We start from the raw sequence: 17298 nt of genomic DNA on the forward strand, positions 1-17298 counted from the left end.
TCATGGCCGACGCAGTAAAGTTTGTGTCTGAGGATGTATTTACAGCATCCTTTGCCGATGCGCAGCAGGCAGAATTTAATCAGCCTGCCTATACCCGGCTGGAGCGAAGTGGTGTACTGGCCCGGTTTCTACGTGAACCCGAGCCTTTAGCGGCTATTTTATACTGGCTGCAACATGTCGCCTGTACTCAGGTGCGTAGCGCTAATCTGGTCAGTGCTATGCTATGCCGTGCTATTGCTGATATCGACCGCCTAATAAACCTGCAACTAAATGACATTATTCACCATAGCCAGTTACAGCAACTGGAAGCCAGCTGGCGGGGTTTGCTGTATCTGACTGAACAAACCGAGCGCCATGATCGGGAGCAAAAAGTTAAAGTAAAACTATTGTCGCTGTCGTGGCCTGAATTGAGCAAAGACATTAATCGTGCCATCGATTTCGACCAGAGCGACTTTTTCAAACTCATTTACGATAACGAATTTGATATGCCTGGCGGTGAACCTTTTGGAGTGCTGATTGGCGACTATCAGATTAGCCACAAAATACGTCCCGGCCAGTTAACGAACGATTTGGATACGCTAAAAGAAGTGGCCCGCACTGCGGCAGCGGCCTTTGCCCCTTTTATTTGTGCAGCACACCCGTCGCTGTTTGGTGTTGATCATTTCTCTGAGCTTGGTCTGGTATCTGATATCGGCAGCCAGTTTAAGCAACCGGAATATGTAAAGTGGCGGTCGCTACGAGCTATGGAAGATGCGCGCTTTTTAGGCGTGGTACTGCCACAGGTATTGATGCGCAGCCCATATAAAGATGATGGCTCCCGTACAGAAAGCTTTGTGTTTCGCGAGGCATTGGCGCACCCGGAGCGCGATTACTTATGGGGCAATGCTGCTTTTGCTTTTGCCTCTGTGCTGGTAAGAGCGTACAGCGAATCAGGCTGGTTTGCGCAAATTCGGGGTATGAAGGCCGGCCAGCATAATTTTGGTCTGGTCAGTAATTTGCCGGTTAGCCGTTATGAAACGGAGAAGTATCAGAAGAGCAATAAACCGTCAGTTAACTTGCTGGTAGGGCACAGGTTTGAAGCTGAGTTATCAGATAACGGTTTTGTGCCGTTATCTGTGGTGCCCTACAGCGATTATTTTGCGTTTTATAACAATGCATCGGTGCAACTGGCTAAGAGTTACGACGACAAACTGTCTACCGTTAATGCCAGGCTATCGGCCATGCTGCAATATATTTTGTGCGTGGCCCGTTTTGCTCATTATATAAAAGTGATTGGCCGCGATAAGGTTGGCGGTTATCACTCTGCCGAGCAATGCGAGCAAGAGCTGCAACGCTGGCTGCACAACTATACCACTGCATCAACAGATGCTTCTAACGATGTCCGGGCCCGCCATCCTTTGCGTGAAGCACGTATTCAGGTTAAAGAAAAACGCGGCGAACCGGGACGTTACTATTCGATTATTCAGCTGCAACCACATTTTCAGTTAGATCAGATGATTACAACAGTAAAGCTGGTTGCTGAGCTATCACCTAAACAAGCCGTTACGGCGTGAGGTTAACAGTGAAACAATTACAGGCATTAATAAAACAGGGTGAATTAATTTCTGCTACTGAGCGGGCAATGCAACTGCTACGTGATGATCCGGCCAATGCCGATGTACGGGCTGTTTATATTGAACTGTTATGTATTCAGGGCGCGCTGGAAAAAGCCGACCAGCAGTTGGATATGATGGTGCGCCAGCATCCCGATTTCCTTGTCGGCGCCGTTAATTTGCGCCAGTTGATCCGTGCGGCGTCGGCAAGGCACGATTTTTATAACGGTGGCATGACAGCAACGTTGTTTGGCGAACCTGATGCGATGTTTGAAGCACTGTTATCGCTGCGCCTGGCATTAAAAGAGCAGGATACCGATGCCGCAGTGAAAGCTGCAAACACACTGGAGGATCTGCGTGGCGCAGTAGCGCTGGATATCAACGGCGAAACAGCAGCGGATGTGCGCGATCTGGACGACAGCCTGGCTGGTTATCTGGAGTTGTTTGGTACAGATGGCCAGTATTATCTGGCTAAGTTCAGCGAAATTGACAGTTTGCAGCTGAAAAAACCAGAGTCACTGTTGGATACCGTCTGGCGCCGTGCAGAAATTGTGATTAAAGACGGCCCGCAAGGCGAGGTTTTTGTGCCGGTAACTTATGTCGACAGCTTAAAGGTATCAGAGCGGCTGGGCAAAGACACTAACTGGCAGCAGCATCATGAGCAGCTGGTTACCGGCGCAGGCCAGAAGATGTTGCTGGTTGGCGAAGAAGCGCTGACCTTAACTGAGGTCCGTCAGTTGTCACTGTCAGACTCTGCAGTTACTGCCTGAGCGGGCACGGAGCTAACCTGGTGAAAGTGCATCACAAGCAACCGCTGCAACAATCACTACTCGATCGTTTGATTGACGACACGCCGGGGCAGAAAGACAGTGGCCGCAGCCGGCGCGGTTTTGATTTAAAAGCCTTGCGCCAGAGTGTGCGGCGCGATCTGGAGAATTTGCTCAACAGCAGAGTGCAATGGCATACCTGGCCTGACAGTTACACCGAGCTGCCGCAAAGCCTGCTTAACTACGGCCTGCCGGATTTTTCTGTGATGGTTGTTGACTCTGATGAGGGCCGTTTGCAGCTGTGCCGTGCGGTTGAGCAAACCATTCGCCGGTTTGAACCGCGCTTTGTTGACGTTGAAGTAACAGTACCAGAGCAGGAACACGGCATGGAGCGCGTGCTTAAACTGCGTATTCAGGCACTGTTATACGCAGACCCAGAGCCGGAACATATTATGTTTGACTCAGAAGTAGAACCGGTACATCTGGGGCTGACAATCAGGGATTATCAGGCATGAATGATGAATTATTAAAGTATTACAATCGTGAACTGACTTATATCCGCCGTATGGGCGCTGAATTTGCCGAGCAATACCCGAAAATTGCTGGTCGGTTACGCATCAGCGAAGAGAATGTTGAAGATCCACACGTATCCCGTTTAATTGAAGGTTTTGCGCTGTTAACGGCGCAAATCCGCCAGAAGCTGGATGATAGCTTTCCCGAGTTGACCGATGCTTTGCTCGGCCAGTTATACCCGGATTATCAGGCACCCATACCTTCAACATCGGTATTAAAACTTACCAGCCAGAACCTGTCGAACTCGGGCATTACCGTCAAACGGGGCACCGAGTTTGAAACCCGTACCGATGGCCTTAAACCCTGTACGTTTCAGGCCTGCTACGACACTGATGTCTGGCCATTAAATGTGGTTGCTGCCGAGTTTAAAAATACGCCATTTCATGCACCCAGGCCGCCGGTGCAGCAAAGTGCTAAAGCATTGTTAAAGCTGCAATTGGCGTGTGAGTTTGAAAATACTGCCATGCACGAACTGGAGGTGCCGGTATTACGGTTTTATTTAAATGGCCAGCGCCACCATGTCTATCGTTTGTATGAGCTATTGCTAAGCAAACTGCTGGCTGTCGGTATTGCACCTGCAGGTAAACCTGAAGCAATAACGTTTTTATCAGCGGCTCAGTTACAGGCGGTGGGGTTTGCCGATGAGCATCAGGTTGTTCCTTACAGCCAGCGTAGCTTTGCCGGTTATCGTTTACTGATTGAACAGTTTCTGTGTCCGGAGAAGTTTCTATTTGTTGAGCTGCAACAGCTTGACCCGGCCTGGCCAGATATTGACGATAAGTTTGAATTGTATTTTTACCTCTCTGAAGGCGCTGAAGAACTGGAGCGGCATATTACTGCCGACAGCATGCTGCTTAGCTGTACACCGGTGATAAATTTATTCAGCCAGAAGCTGGAGCCGGTAAACCTGGATGCTTCGCAATACGAGTATCGCCTGGTGCCCCGTTATCTGGATGCAGATGTGTGCGAAGTGATCCGCATTGAGCAGGTGCAGGCGTTCGACCCTTTTGGCAACGAAGTAACACTTAACCCTTATTACAGCCAGGGCCACCCGGATTATTTGCAACAACAGGATATGTTCTGGCACAGCCGGCGTGAATTTGCCGATTGGGCCGGAGGCTATTCGGAAACAGGTACCGAAATGTATTTGTCGGTGGTTGATCGTAAATTTAACGGCGTAAATGCCACTGACACACCCAAAGACTGGGTGGTGCAGGTGCAGGCGTTGTGCAGCAACCGTAACTTACCGGCTTATTTACCTTTTGGTGGTGGCGAACCACGCTTTTTAATCCGCAAACATGCTGATGTCATCAAAGAAGTGCGTTGCTTACACGCACCCACACCCAGTGTGCGCCCGGCATTGCAGGAAGCCAGCCGCTGGCAATTGGTGAATCATTTAACCCTGAATCACTTTACCGGCGACGATGCCTTAAATCGGCTTAAAGAAACCCTGCAGTTATATGACTTTCGCTGTACGCCTGAATCCAAAGCGCTTATTGATGGGATTTGTGGCCTGCGGATCAGTACTGGCACTGCCAGAGTAAGCCACAATGGCCGGGTTGCAGTATGTAGCGGTAGTGAAATTTTGCTGGAGTTTACCCAGTCATCTTATGCTGGTAGTGGTATTTACTTTTTTGCCAATATTCTGGATGTGTTTTTCGCACAGTACGCCACTGTAAATAGTTACACGCGATTGACAGTAAAGTTGAAAGAACATGAGCAGCTATACCATCGCTGGCCAGCGCGTTCTGGCTCTAAGGTATTGCTGTGAAACTGGAACAGTTAACCACTAATCCGTCAGAGTTTGATTTTTATCAGGCGGTATATTCTCTGGAGCGCCAGTTTGGCAGTGAACAAAAGCGCTGGCAGGGTATTGGCCGCGATGGTTTTCCCAAACAGGAATTAGTGCGTTTTAAAAGTGTGCAACATTTGGGGTTCCCCGGCCAGCCGATTATAAAAGTAGAACCGCGCGCAGCAGAAAAACTGCGCAGTGGCGCCCAGGCTGTTGCTATGCACGTTAGTTTTTTAGGCCTAACCGGCCCCAGCGGAGTGTTACCACAACACTATACGGAAATGGTGCTGCAGCGCCTGAAGCAGCGCGATAAAACCATGCGCGACTTCTTTGATTTGTTTAATCACCGTTTAATTTCATTGTATTACCGCGCTTGGGAAAAATACCGCTTTGCCTGTCAGTATGAAATTGCTGCGCCAGAGCAGGATAGTTTTAGCGCGGTGTTAAAAACCTTATCTGGCGCGCGCAAAACACTCGGTTTGTATTATGCCGGCGCCTTTAGCCAGCACAACCGCAGTGCGCAGCAGTTAACACAAATTCTGACCGAGCTATTAAAAACCAAAGTAGAGCTGGAGCCATTAAAGGGCCGCTGGCTTACCTTGGGTAAAGATGAGCAAAGCCGGCTGGCAATGAAGTTTCTGCCGCACGGCCAGCATGCAGGCCTTGGTCAGTCGGCAATGCTTGGCAGCCGGGTATGGGATGTCAGTTCAGCTATTGAACTGATCATCACTGCGCCACCAGGGCGGGGTGATCAATTACTGCCCGGCAGTTATCAGCATGCATTGATTAGCAGCGTACTGGCAGACTTTTTGCCAGCAGCACTTAAAGTGCGGGTTACGCTGGTAGGCAAGCACCAGGATTTCCCTACCGCACAGTTGGGCAAACGCCAGCTTTGTCTGGGCCAAAGCGGCAGTTTGGCTGTCAGGACTTCAATACAACATCAGTTGACCCGGCTTAGCTATCAGCTGGCCCGGGCCTAGTTAATGCACAGGAAGCAATTATGTCTACTACCACGTTAAAAAGTCTGGTTGAAAAACTTAACTCTGCCAGCCGTCAATCGCTGGAAGCGGCGACAGCACGTTGTCAGTCACGCTCGCATTACAGTGTCGAAACCGAACACTGGCTCGATGCCATGCTGGAACAAGGTGATGGTGATCTGCAATTGTTATTACGCAGTTTTGGTATTAATACCGATACGGTAAAGCAGCAACTGCAGCAAGCGCTGGAGCAGATGAAAACCGGTAATAACGCCTTACCAAGCATTTCGGTGCAGCTGATTAACCTGTTACGTACCAGTTGGCTTAGCACCACTATTGAATTTGCCGACCAGCAGATCCGCTCTGCCTATATTATTTACACCTTGCTTAAAGATGACAGCATGGCTGCGCTGTTAAGCCGCCGTGTTCCGGCGTTGGATAAACTGGATGCTGCAGAGTTGCTGCGGGTATGGCCAGAGCTGGCCAAACAAAGTGGCGAGCAGCAAAATGCAGCTGCGGCATCAGCCAAAGTGACCGGCGGTAAAACACCGTCATTGGATCAGTTCACGACCGATCTTACCGCCCAGGCCCGGGCTGGTAAAATTGACCCTATTGTCGGGCGTGATTATGAAATCCGCCAGATGATCGATATTTTAACCCGGCGCCGGCAAAATAACCCGATCCTGACCGGTGAAGCGGGTGTAGGTAAAACGGCTGTGGTTGAAGGCTTAGCGCTGAAGATTGCTGCCGGCGAAGTGCCGGATAAACTTAAAAATATCAGCTTACGGGTGCTGGATCTGGCATTACTGCAGGCCGGTGCCGGTATGAAAGGTGAATTTGAAAACCGGCTGAAAAATGTGATTAAAGAAGTAAACAACTCTGCCACGCCGGTTATTCTGTTTATTGATGAAGCTCATACCATGATAGGCAGCGGCGGACAGGCAGGGCAGAACGATGCCGCCAACCTGTTAAAACCGGCACTTGCCCGCGGTGAGCTGCGCACTATAGCTGCCACTACCTGGGCTGAGTATAAAAAATACTTCGAAAAAGACGCTGCGCTGGCAAGACGTTTTCAGGTAGTTAAAGTAGAAGAGCCCACTCCGGCACTGGCTGCCATTATGATGCGCGGTTTGTTGCCCGTTATGGAGCAGCATCACGGTGTATCAATAACCGAGCAGGCGTTGCAGGCTGCCGTTAACTTATCGCATCGTTATATCAATGGCCGTCAGCTACCGGACAAAGCAGTAGGTTTACTTGACACCGCCTGTGCCCGGGTTGCGATGAGCCAGGATGCGATACCCGGTCCGGTAGAAGATCAGCAGCGTAAAGTGGCGCAGCTGCAGCAGGAAATCGCTGTATTAAAACGCGAGCAATGTCTGGGCGTGGATCATGCAGAAGCGCTGCAGGCGCTGGATGAAAAATCGCAGCAAGCACAGCAGCAACTTGAACAATTGCAGCAAGACTGGCAGCAACAGAAAACGCTGGTAGCTGAAGCAAGAGACTTGGCGCAGCAACTGACCGCTGAGCCGCAAGCTGAGCACTCGCCGTTATTACAGCGTTTACTGGAAATTAAAGCAGATTTTTCGGCTATTACCGACCCCATGGTGCACTGGCAGGTAACTGAAGAGTTAATTGCTGAAGTGGTATCAGACTGGACTGGTATTCCGCTGGGTAAAATGCAGGCTGATGAAATTAATACCGTATTAGCGCTTAATACCTTTTTACAACAACGGGTAGTAGGGCAAGACCATGCGCTTGAACTTATCGCCCGCACTGTGCAGACATCCCGTGCACAGCTGGCCGATGAAAACAAACCCAATGGTATTTTCCTGCTTACCGGCCCAAGCGGGGTAGGTAAAACAGAAACCGCACTGGCACTGGCTGAGCAGGTTTACGGCAGCGAAGAGCAGCTTACTGTTATTAACATGTCAGAGTTTAAAGAAGAGCATAAGGTGTCGTTATTGCTTGGCTCTCCACCGGGTTATGTCGGTTATGGTGAAGGCGGTGTGTTAACTGAGGCGGTGCGGCGCAAACCGTACAGCGTGATCCTGCTGGATGAAATGGAAAAAGCCCATCCTGGGGTGCAGGACATCTTTTATCAGGTGTTTGATAAAGGCACGATTAAAGATGGTGAAGGCCGGGATATCGATTTTAAAAACACCATCATCATTATGACGTCAAATGTTGGCACCGACACAACCATGCGCTTGTTTGAAGACCCCGATACTGCGCCATCGACAGAGGGCTTAGCCAAAGCACTTAAAGATGATTTGTTAAAAGTGTTTAAACCAGCTTTTCTTGGCCGCTTAAATCTGATCCCCTATCTGCCGCTTGATAATGACAAGTTAGGCTTGATTACCGGCCTGCAGTTAAAACGGATTGAAAAGCGCTTGCAACAACATTACCGCGCTGAATTTAGTTATAGCCCGCAGGTTACTGAGCTGATTGTCAGCCAGTGTCAGGATGCAGGCTCAGGCGCCCGCACTATCCATAATATTCTGCAAAACCAGTTGTTACCTGAGCTATCGGTGCGGATTTTACAGCGTGTGGCGCAGCAACAACCCGTTACGGCAATTGAACTACAGGCGGCTGACGGCGTGTTTAGCTACGCGGTAAATTAATATTTTGCTGCCTGTTGTAGGTACCTAAGTGACTGGTAGCAAAGAAAAGTTAAAAATTAGCGCGTTAAATAGTTAATTTGTTGTTGTCAATATTTTATTTGGCGATATAATTTGTGAAGTTTAAAAACTTACTGGCGATATTTAATGTTTTTGTAATAACACTAAATATATATTAAGTGCTTATTATATAAACTTTGTGGTGGTTTTTAACGTTTTGTCCGGGTTGATTAGTTACCCAGGCTAACCTTGATGTCCAATGTTGGGCACCTGTTTAAATATGCAAAAGGAGCATAGCATGCAAGCAAATACCTACCTGAAATACGGCGCGATCAAAGGCGAAACAACCGCTGAAGAGTTCAAGGACATGATCACTGTGTTATCAATGGACTGGGGCACTCAGCGTGAACTGAGCTCATTCACTGGTACTGCAATGGACCGTGAAGCCAGCGCTACCCGTTTAAATGATATCGTTATCACTAAACTGCAGGACAAATCTTCTCCGGATCTGTTCAAAGAAGCGACTATCGGTAAAGGCCAGAAAGCCGTATTCCACATCACCAAGCAAGGCGATAAAGTGGAAGAGATCATGAAAATTGAACTGACTGATGCGATGATCAGCAGCTACCAGATGTCAGTATCTGGTGACCGTCCAACAGAAACTATCGTTATCAGCTACACCGAGCTGATGATGACTGTTACTCCTACAGACGACAAAAACAACGTTACTGCTCCGTTGGTATACGGTTACAGCGGCGTTAAAGGTTCTAAGCTGTAAGCTAAACCCGCTGGTGTGGATTACCACACCAGCTTTTTATCTGCTTTTTTACCAATCATCTTATCAGTAACCAATTGAGGCGAATGGATGCAACAGGCAACCCAGGACGAGAACAGCATCAAGATCGACACGCCGCTTGGCAAAGATGCTTTGATTTTAACCCGGTTTGTATACAGGGAAGCATTGTCACAGTTGTTTAACGTTGACGCTGAAGTGTATGGCAACGGCCGGGAAATTAAACCGGATGAGCTGATCGGTAAAGAAGTCACTATTACCTTAGAGTTAGGTGGCAATAAGCAACGCTATTTTCATGCTGTGGTGGCAAATGTAGCGGCTTTAGGCGCCAGAGTAAGTAAAGACGCTGCCGATGCTGAGTATCGTGATTACAGTCTGCATTTGGTTGCCAGTGCCTGGTATATGAAACACCGGGTAAACAGCCGTATTTTCCGGGCTAAAAATGTGCTGAAAATTGTTGAGCAAATAGCCGGTGAGCATAGTGTAAAAGTGGATGTAGCGGCAAAGGTTCAGGGCAGCTACCCCGATTATGATTTTAAAGTGCAATATGAAGAGAGCGACTGGGATTTTATTCAGCGCCTACTGCAGCAAGAAGGTATCTTTTACTACTTTGACCATACGCAAAGCAGCCATAAGCTGATTTTAGCCGATAAGGCCACGGCTTATGAGCCCTGCGCTGAGGCTCAGGTTAAATTTCAAAGTGGCAGCTTATCAGAGCCGCATATTCATCAGTGGCAAAAAGCCCTGATAATGGCACCGGGTAAGTACGTGCAGCGTGGCTATGATCTGAAAAAGCCAACCTCATTACCTACCGGTGAGGCCAACAAAGGACAGTTGGTGTCAGGCCATGCCAATTATGAAGTGTTTAGTTACGAGGCCGAATCTGAGTTTCATCCGCGGGTTAAGAATATTGCCGATATCCGCCTTGAAGCTTTGCAGCGTGATATAGAGCGGCGCAAAGGCAGTAGTAACTGCCGTAGTTTCAGCATTGGCAAAACTTTTACCTTATCTGAGCATGAAGACAAAGCCGAAGCTGGTAAACAGTATGTGCTGACCGACGTTATTCTTACCGCTGAAATTGCCAGCCAGACGGGTGCCAGTAAGTCTGCCACACAGCAAATCAGCAATAGTTTTCATTGTGTGCCAAAAGAGGTTGCCTACCGGCCAAGGCTTACGGCAAACAAGCCGGTGATTACCGGTGTGCAAAGCGCTACCGTTACCTGTAAAGGTGGAGAAGAGATTTCTGTCGACGAGCTTGGCCGTATCACGGTGAAATTTCACTGGGATCGCAGCGATATCAAAGATAATGAAAGCTCATGCCCAATTCGTGTCAGCCAAAACTGGGCGGGTAAAAACTGGGGCGCTTTTTTCTTTCCGCGCCGCGATCAGGAAGTATTGGTTGAGTTTTTAAATGGTGATCCCGATCAGCCTATCGTGATTGGTGCTGTGTACAACTCAGATCATATGCCGCCTTATGCCTTGCCGGATGATAAAACCCAAAGTGGTATTAAAACCCGCTCCAGTAAAGGGGGCGGTGCGGCAAACTTTAACGAACTGCGCTTTGAAGATAAGAAAGGCGAAGAGCTGTTATATCTGCATGCAGAAAAAGATTTTGAACTGCAGGTAGAAAATAACCAAACCGATATGGTCGGTAATGATCGCCTTACCACGGTAAAAGGCAATGATACTGAAACAGTCAACAAAGATCGTAAAAACACTGTTGATGGTAGCGATAGCCTTAAAGTGGGTAAAAAGCTGCTGATTGATGCCGGTGATGCCATCACCATTAAAACCGGTGCGGCGTCGATATCAATGAAAAGCGACGGCTCTATTGATATTAAGGGCGTTAATATCACCATTAAAGGCAGTAAAGTCAGTATTAACTAAGCGGTATTATCGCTCTACTTCGCCAGACAGGATAAAACAAAATGGCCAAACCCGCAGCGGTAATAGGTTGTATGCATGTTTGCCCTAAGGTAGATCCGGGGCCTAAACCGCATATTGGCGGGCCGGTAATACAAGGCTCGCCGAATGTGTCTATCTGTGGCATTCCTGCCGCACGTAAAGGCGATAAGTTAGTGTGTATAGGCCCGCCAGATACCATTAGTGGTGGGTCGTCGACAGTTTTTATTAATGGCAAAAATGCCGCCAGACTGGGCGATGACACCGAGCACGGCGGCAAAATTGTCGTGGGTGTGCCTACCGTATTTATTGGCGGCTAGTGATTATGCTACCGGCAGAAAACCTGCTAGAGCAGGCACATTTACTGATTAATCAGCGTTTGCAACTGGTGCAAAGCCGCTACACCGGCGTAGCGCAGTTGCGCGCACATGATTATCAGCTGCTTGATTGCCTGAAACTGCTTTCAGCTATCAGTACTACTGCCGGTAAACCGCTTACCGGATGGTTGCAGTGGTTACAGGCTCCGGTATCGGCTATTGCCCTTAATACTAACGATACCGCTTGTTTTATGCAGCCACAGCAAGCTTTGCTACTGCTAAGCCAGATAAAATGGCATCAGCACTTTGCAACACCCGGCGGTAGAGCGCTATTACAGCAGCAAGCTTTGTCTGGCAGCGACATTGGCTGGCAACTGGCATCTTATGCCGGGTTAACATTAAATCCATTTAGGGCAGATGCGGCGCTGACCTGTGCTGCGCTCTGGTATCTGGCGTGTAGCGCGCAAAACAACTTATTAGCGGAGCTGGTTACAATGCGTAATGCTCTGGCTGCAGATGATCCTTTAGTTGTGCATTGTACGCTGGCTGAGTATGCGTTAGGCCAGCGCACACAGGAAGATATTCTGGTAAGCCAGTTGAGTGTGCAGCAAGAATTAACTGCGCCAGCCTTAATGTTATTAGTAGCCGGTGCATCTGATGCTATGCAGGCCAAAATTATTAATCAGCTGGCCGGTAATCAAGCCACACTTAAACAGGCTATTGCTGCTATGGGTTATAGCGGCCAGCTAAAATTTGTGCCGCTATTGGCCGAGTTGGCACAACAGGATGAGTTAAGCAACATTGCAACAGATGCCATGGCGATGCTGCTGGGTGTGATAGAAAGCGATAGCTTGTTATCGGATCGAGCGGCTCTGGCTCAGTTTCAGTTGCAACCGCACAGTGCCCGTCAGCTTGCCGGTGCCAGTATCAATGATTTACAGCTTAGTGCGGTCTGGCGCACTGGTAATGTGCAGCAACGCCAGTTAGCAGCCTGCTATCGCAGCCTGGCCACCCCTGCGACGAAACTACCTGCCACTGATATGTTACTGGGGGCGGGTTTATAATGGCAGCTACAGCTTTTTGTATAAAACAGCACGCCATGGTGCTGGGCTATGCCAGCGATACGGTGGCGGCGGCCGCATTGCAGGTGCTGCAGCCTGAACCGGTTTATCTGAACTGGCGTGGTGAAACATTAGCTGCAGCCTTTGTGTTTGCGCCTGTGCCAGAGCAGCCGTTTGGCGAGCGCTTACTGGATTTACTGGCAAGCTTACAGCAACAGCTTGATGGTGCGTTAAATAATCAAACCGTGTACCTGATTTTGCCTGAATATACCGAGCCCGATAGCAACGCGCTTAATAGTTTGCTACAGCAACTGATGCGCCGTTTTCCGGAGTTTATACAATCGCAGTCTTGCCGGGTGTTTCCGCATGGCAGTGCCGGGGTATTAATGGCACTTAATGCCGCACAGCAACATATTTCAACACAAGGCAACGAGCCGGTATGGCTGGTGGCAGTAGATTCGATGGCTCAGGCATCGGTGCTTGATGCCTACGCCACCGGCGAGCGAAGCGGGGTGCCATCAGAAGGGGCAATTGCGCTGTGTTTAACCGGTTGCCACCGCGGAGTAACGTTGCAATTTAGCGCCTCAGATGCTCAGCCGGCTACCACTGTGCAAAGCGCGGTGGCAGCGCTGTTTTTGCAACTGACGGCAAACCTGAAAACGCCGCTTAAGCAGTTGTATTTTCCTGATAGTGGCGACGCGCAAGTAACCGAGCAATGGCTGGCGCAGTATCAGCATTTGCATGGTGTGGTAGATAGCGAAACCAGCCTGATATTTCCCTCTTATGCTACCGGTGAGTTGGGCGCCTGCGGTGGTTTATACAGGTTATGGCATGTGTTGCATGCGTATGAACAGGGCCGTATTAGCGGCCAGACAGTGCAATGTGAATTGTCGGCACGATTATTTCGTGCTGTTGCGGTATTTAGCCCATCACAAGCACTATTGGATAACAAGGATGTGTAACTAACATGGCTATACAATCAACTGAGTTAAAAAGCCGCTACGGTACAATGTGGTTGTTTAGTACCGGTAAAACGTCAGCAAAGGGCGCATTACAGAGTTTTGCTTCCGTTGCAGACGCTGCCGCCTTTTTACAAAAGGATTTTCCTGATTCTGCCACTTCCGGTGGCGCTATTACGCAGGTCTATCAGTGGATTACCGGCGCGAGTGCTAACCTGCGGGTGCGCAGCAGCAAAGATAGTGTGTACCAGACACTGGCCGAAGCAATACAAGGCGGTAAGTTGTTTGTTTTTGCGTTGCCAGAGACTAAGCCTGATATTGCCTCAGCGTCTGCAGCACCAGCGCCACGCAAAGAAGCTAAAGCCGCTAACCCGGGCGGTGCAAGCAACAAAGCTGCTGACAATGATGCGCAAAATGCAGTAAATAGCCAAAGTGGCACCAATGCCAATGGCACAAGCTCGCCCAATATTGATAACTGTGTACTTGAAGGCGATCCGGTATCAATGTGCACCGGTGAGGAAATTCTTGAGCTGCAGGACTTTGAGTTGCCAGGCCCATTGCCACTGGTGTTTAAACGTACTTACCGCTCCAGCCAGAGTAATGAAAATATCGGTTTAGGTTTTGGCTGGCGCAGTAACTTTCATCTTCAGATAGTCAGTACTGAAAATGCACAGGGCGAGGTGCACCTGGTACTGCATGATGATGAAGGGCGCCGTTTACCTTTTACTCCTGTTGCTGCCGGGCAAACCAGTTATCAGCTAAGTGAAGGGTTATCGCTGCGCCATGAAGAAAACGGCAGCCAGGTTTTGCTTCGGCCGGATAATACCCATTGGGTATTTTTACCGGTAAAAGTTAACACCGGGCAGGCTGCACGCTGGGCACTGCATCAGGTATTTGACAGCCTGGGCAATTATTTGCAGCTCTATTATGACCGTGTTAACCGTTTAAGCCGGATTGATTACACCCGTAAGCGCGGTATTGAGCTGTATTACAATACTGCCGGCCAGTTAAGCCATATTGAAGCGGTAGAGCAAACAAGCGAAGGGCTTAAACCCCTTGGTGTTGTGCTGGCCCGTTATCATTATGACGAGCAGCGTGATTTAATCAGCGCAACGGAGCAGGCCGGGCAAACCGAACATTACGCCTACAAAGGCCATTTACTGGCCGTGCGCCAGCGCGCCAGTGGCTTTAAGCATTATTTCAGCTGGCAGGGTGAAGGCCCGTCAGCACGCTGCAGCCGCAACTGGGGCGATGATGGCTATTACGATTACCGCTTTGAGTACGATGACAGCCAGCGGCTGACTACCAGTACCGACAGCCGCGGCCAGCGCTGGCAGTATTTTCATAACGACCGTAACCAGCTGATTAAAAAAGTGGCCCCGGATGGCGCCACCTGGTTATACAGTTGGAACAGCCTGGGCAAAAAAAGCGCAGAAACTGCGCCCGATGGCGGTGTTACCCGCTACTACTTTAATGAGCAGGGGCAACTGATCACCGTTGAACAGCCCGACAGTGCTATCAGCCACTTTCAATATAACGAGTTAGGCCAGCGCTGTGGTTACACGGATGCCGAAGGGCGCAACTGGCAGCGTGATTACACCGCAGGTGGTTTACTAAAAGCAGAAACCGGCCCGGATGGCAGTATCAGCCGTTATCAATACAATCAGGATGGTCAGCTGGTGCAGCTACAACATGCTGATGGCCGCCTTGAGCAGTATTTATGGAACGACGAAGGCCAGTTGCTGGCACGTAAACAGGGTGATGCACTAAGCCGCTTCAGCTACGACAAGCTTGGCCGGTTAAATGGCATGGTAGATGCGGCTGCCCTGGTTAGCGAGTATCAGCGTAATGACGCAGGTAAAATAATCAGTGTGCGCCAATACCCGGAGCAGCAGCCTGAACTTGCTATTGCCGAGCAGTTCAGCTACGACCCCGCCGGGCGTTTAACCAGCAAATGTAATGCAGCTACAGAGCAAACACAGTGGCTGTACGAGGGCTTAAGCCAGCCTGCGCAGCAAGTATTGCCCGATGGCAGTACCTTGCAGTATGAATACGATAAAGAACGTAACCTGACGGCAATAATGCGCAGCGATGGCGCACGTTATCAGTTGGATTATGACGGCCAGGAGCGGCCGGTAAAACTGCAGGGCTTTGATGGCCGGGTACAGCAATATCAGTACGACATTTGTGGCAAGGTTAGTGCTTTACAAGACGGCAGCAAACGCCAGCTTAGAGTAAAGCGCGACAGCCGCGGCCGTATTATCGAGCAAACTGCGTTGTATGGTCAGCAGTTGAGCAGTAACCACTTCCACTATGACAAACTGGGCCGGCCACTGCGTGCCAGTAACGCCCAGCGCAAACTGCGTTTTGCCTATCATGCCAACGGCCAGTTAAATGAACACTGGCAAGATGATTGGCGCACAGCACACCAGTATGACAACGCCGGCCTGCGCCAAAGCACATTATTACCCGATGGTACGGTGCTAGATTACCGCTATAACGAGCAGGGACAGTTAGCGCAACTGGCGCTAAACCAGCAGCCGTTGCTATGGCGCAGTTTCGATACGGCCGGGCGGGAAATAGCACGCGAATACAGCAGCGGTTTGCAGCTTAAGCAGCAATTTGATGCGTTTAACCGTTTAACTTCCCAGCAATGGCACAGTGCAAATAACGGTGCAAATACTAGCGAAGCCCCGCAGCGCCAGTATAGCTACAGTGCCTTACATCAGCTGGTAAAAGTAACGGATAACCAGCAAGGTGATACCGAATATCAGTATAACAACCTGGACCAACTGGTAAGCAAAAGCCACAGTAGCGACAACAACCAAAGTGAGCAACACCAATGGGACAGTTTCGGCAACCCAACAGGTGACGGCGTAGAGGTTAAACAAGACCGTTTATTACGTTATCACGATAAACAATATCAGTACGATGACAGCGGTAATCAGCTAACGGCTACCGGGCCGGGCAACCGCCAGCAGCGCGAATTTAATGGCTTTAACCAGTTAACGGCACTTAGTAGCACTAACTCGGTAACACGTTACGAATATGACGCCTTTGGCCGGCGCAGTGCCAAGATAACTGCCGCCGGCCGTACCGATTATCTATGGGAAGGTAATACCCTTATCGGTGAATACTGTCAGGGCGAATTCAGCTGGTATATCTATGAGCCAAACAGCAATAAACCCCTGGCATTGGTTAAACAGGGCCGGGTGTATTTTTATCAGTTGGACCAACTTGGCACACCGCTTAGCTTAACCGACAGCCAAAACAATATCGTCTGGCAAGCGCATTACAGTGTGTTTGGTAAAGCCACGGTAACAGTCAACAACATCGACAACCCAATCCGCTTTCAGGGCCAGTATTTTGATAGCGAAAGCGGGTTACACTACAACCACTTTAGATACTATGACCCCCAAACTGGCCGCTTTATCAGCCAGGACCCAATAGGGCTGCTGGGTGGTATAAACCACTACCAGTACGCACCGAATCATATCAACTGGATAGACCCGCTGGGGTTGTGTCCAAAAGAAAGCGAACACAAATATGTACTTATTGGCGAAGGGCAAGCTGCAGTAGAATTGTATGCTCAACTTATGAGAGATAAATATCCGAGCATGGAGTTTCGAACGATAGGTAAAGATTGGAAATCAATTGTGAAAAAGTCGGGAGCTAATCGGGAGCAACTGGGATCTGCAGAATGGGAACGAAAAGCAGTTGTTGGAAATGTAGAGTGGATAAAGGATATGCACAAAGAGAACTATACATTCATTGACTTGGGAGAGGATTCATCGTCGAATAGGAGCTCATTCTATCTTGCCGAGAAAGAAACATTAAAAGCAATTGATGCTAAAGTACTTAAAGCTAATAAGAAAAATATAGATATTGCTAGAGACAATGCTAAACCAAGTGGACGGCCACCATCAAAAATATTATAGGTAATATAC

The 17298-nt window shown here is 49.2% G+C and carries 12 protein-coding genes; all 12 read left to right on the top strand.

Annotated elements, in window-relative coordinates:
• Nucleotides 1-2: 2 nt before the first annotated feature.
• On the top strand, nt 3-1553 hold the full coding sequence (tssC, locus tag MJX74_RS15530) for a type VI secretion system contractile sheath large subunit (RefSeq protein WP_240223830.1): 1551 nt from the start codon (nt 3-5) through the stop codon (nt 1551-1553).
• 8 nt (nt 1554-1561) lie between these two features.
• Nucleotides 1562-2362 (top strand): type VI secretion system accessory protein TagJ, encoded by an 801-nt coding sequence (locus MJX74_RS15535; protein WP_240223832.1) that lies wholly within the window; start codon nt 1562-1564, stop codon nt 2360-2362.
• A gap of 20 nt (nt 2363-2382) precedes the next feature.
• A complete protein-coding gene (tssE, locus tag MJX74_RS15540; protein ID WP_240223834.1) occupies nt 2383-2874 on the top strand; it encodes a type VI secretion system baseplate subunit TssE in 492 nt (163 codons plus the stop codon).
• Complete coding sequence (tssF, locus tag MJX74_RS15545; RefSeq protein ID WP_240223836.1) at nt 2871-4703, top strand: type VI secretion system baseplate subunit TssF; 1833 nt, start codon at nt 2871-2873, stop codon at nt 4701-4703. The genes tssE and tssF overlap by 4 nt, the downstream gene beginning before the upstream one ends.
• Nucleotides 4700-5704, top strand: a complete 1005-nt coding sequence (tssG, locus tag MJX74_RS15550; RefSeq protein WP_240223838.1) for a type VI secretion system baseplate subunit TssG — start codon at nt 4700-4702, stop codon at nt 5702-5704. The genes tssF and tssG overlap by 4 nt, the downstream gene beginning before the upstream one ends.
• Before the next feature lie 20 nt (nt 5705-5724).
• Nucleotides 5725-8322 (top strand): type VI secretion system ATPase TssH, encoded by a 2598-nt coding sequence (gene tssH / locus MJX74_RS15555; protein WP_240223839.1) that lies wholly within the window; start codon nt 5725-5727, stop codon nt 8320-8322.
• 295 nt (nt 8323-8617) lie between these two features.
• Nucleotides 8618-9097, top strand: coding sequence for an Hcp family type VI secretion system effector (locus MJX74_RS15560; protein ID WP_068232097.1), 480 nt, complete (start codon nt 8618-8620; stop codon nt 9095-9097).
• Between the two features lie 87 nt (nt 9098-9184).
• A complete protein-coding gene (tssI, locus tag MJX74_RS15565; RefSeq protein ID WP_240223840.1) occupies nt 9185-10999 on the top strand; it encodes a type VI secretion system tip protein TssI/VgrG in 1815 nt (604 codons plus the stop codon).
• Between the two features lie 41 nt (nt 11000-11040).
• Nucleotides 11041-11334, top strand: coding sequence for a PAAR domain-containing protein (locus MJX74_RS15570; protein ID WP_068231704.1), 294 nt, complete (start codon nt 11041-11043; stop codon nt 11332-11334).
• A gap of 5 nt (nt 11335-11339) precedes the next feature.
• Nucleotides 11340-12395 carry a hypothetical protein gene (locus MJX74_RS15575; RefSeq protein WP_240223841.1) on the top strand — a complete coding sequence of 352 codons (1056 nt, stop codon included), beginning with the start codon at nt 11340-11342 and terminating at the stop codon, nt 12393-12395.
• Nucleotides 12395-13354, top strand: a complete 960-nt coding sequence (locus MJX74_RS15580) for a hypothetical protein (protein WP_240223842.1) — start codon at nt 12395-12397, stop codon at nt 13352-13354. The genes MJX74_RS15575 and MJX74_RS15580 overlap by 1 nt, the downstream gene beginning before the upstream one ends.
• A 5-nt stretch (nt 13355-13359) precedes the next feature.
• Nucleotides 13360-17289 carry an RHS repeat-associated core domain-containing protein gene (locus MJX74_RS15585; RefSeq protein WP_275692811.1) on the top strand — a complete coding sequence of 1310 codons (3930 nt, stop codon included), beginning with the start codon at nt 13360-13362 and terminating at the stop codon, nt 17287-17289.
• Nucleotides 17290-17298 lie beyond the last annotated feature (9 nt).

Origin of the sequence: Rheinheimera hassiensis (genome assembly GCF_022436675.1) — a bacterium.
GTDB classification, from domain to species: Bacteria; Pseudomonadota; Gammaproteobacteria; order Enterobacterales; family Alteromonadaceae; genus Alishewanella; species Alishewanella hassiensis.

Excerpts from the sequence above, each read along its gene's own strand:
- tssC (WP_240223830.1), top strand. The coding sequence starts at position 3 with ATGGCCGACGCAGTAAAGTTTGTGTCTGAGGATGTATTTACAGCATCC.
- tssF (WP_240223836.1), top strand. The coding sequence starts at position 2,871 with ATGAATGATGAATTATTAAAGTATTACAATCGTGAACTGACTTATATC.
- tssH (WP_240223839.1), top strand. The coding sequence starts at position 5,725 with ATGTCTACTACCACGTTAAAAAGTCTGGTTGAAAAACTTAACTCTGCC.
- MJX74_RS15560 (WP_068232097.1), top strand. The coding sequence starts at position 8,618 with ATGCAAGCAAATACCTACCTGAAATACGGCGCGATCAAAGGCGAAACA.
- tssI (WP_240223840.1), top strand. The coding sequence starts at position 9,185 with ATGCAACAGGCAACCCAGGACGAGAACAGCATCAAGATCGACACGCCG.
- MJX74_RS15570 (WP_068231704.1), top strand. The coding sequence starts at position 11,041 with ATGGCCAAACCCGCAGCGGTAATAGGTTGTATGCATGTTTGCCCTAAG.
- MJX74_RS15575 (WP_240223841.1), top strand. The coding sequence starts at position 11,340 with ATGCTACCGGCAGAAAACCTGCTAGAGCAGGCACATTTACTGATTAAT.
- MJX74_RS15580 (WP_240223842.1), top strand. The coding sequence starts at position 12,395 with ATGGCAGCTACAGCTTTTTGTATAAAACAGCACGCCATGGTGCTGGGC.
- MJX74_RS15585 (WP_275692811.1), top strand. The coding sequence starts at position 13,360 with ATGGCTATACAATCAACTGAGTTAAAAAGCCGCTACGGTACAATGTGG.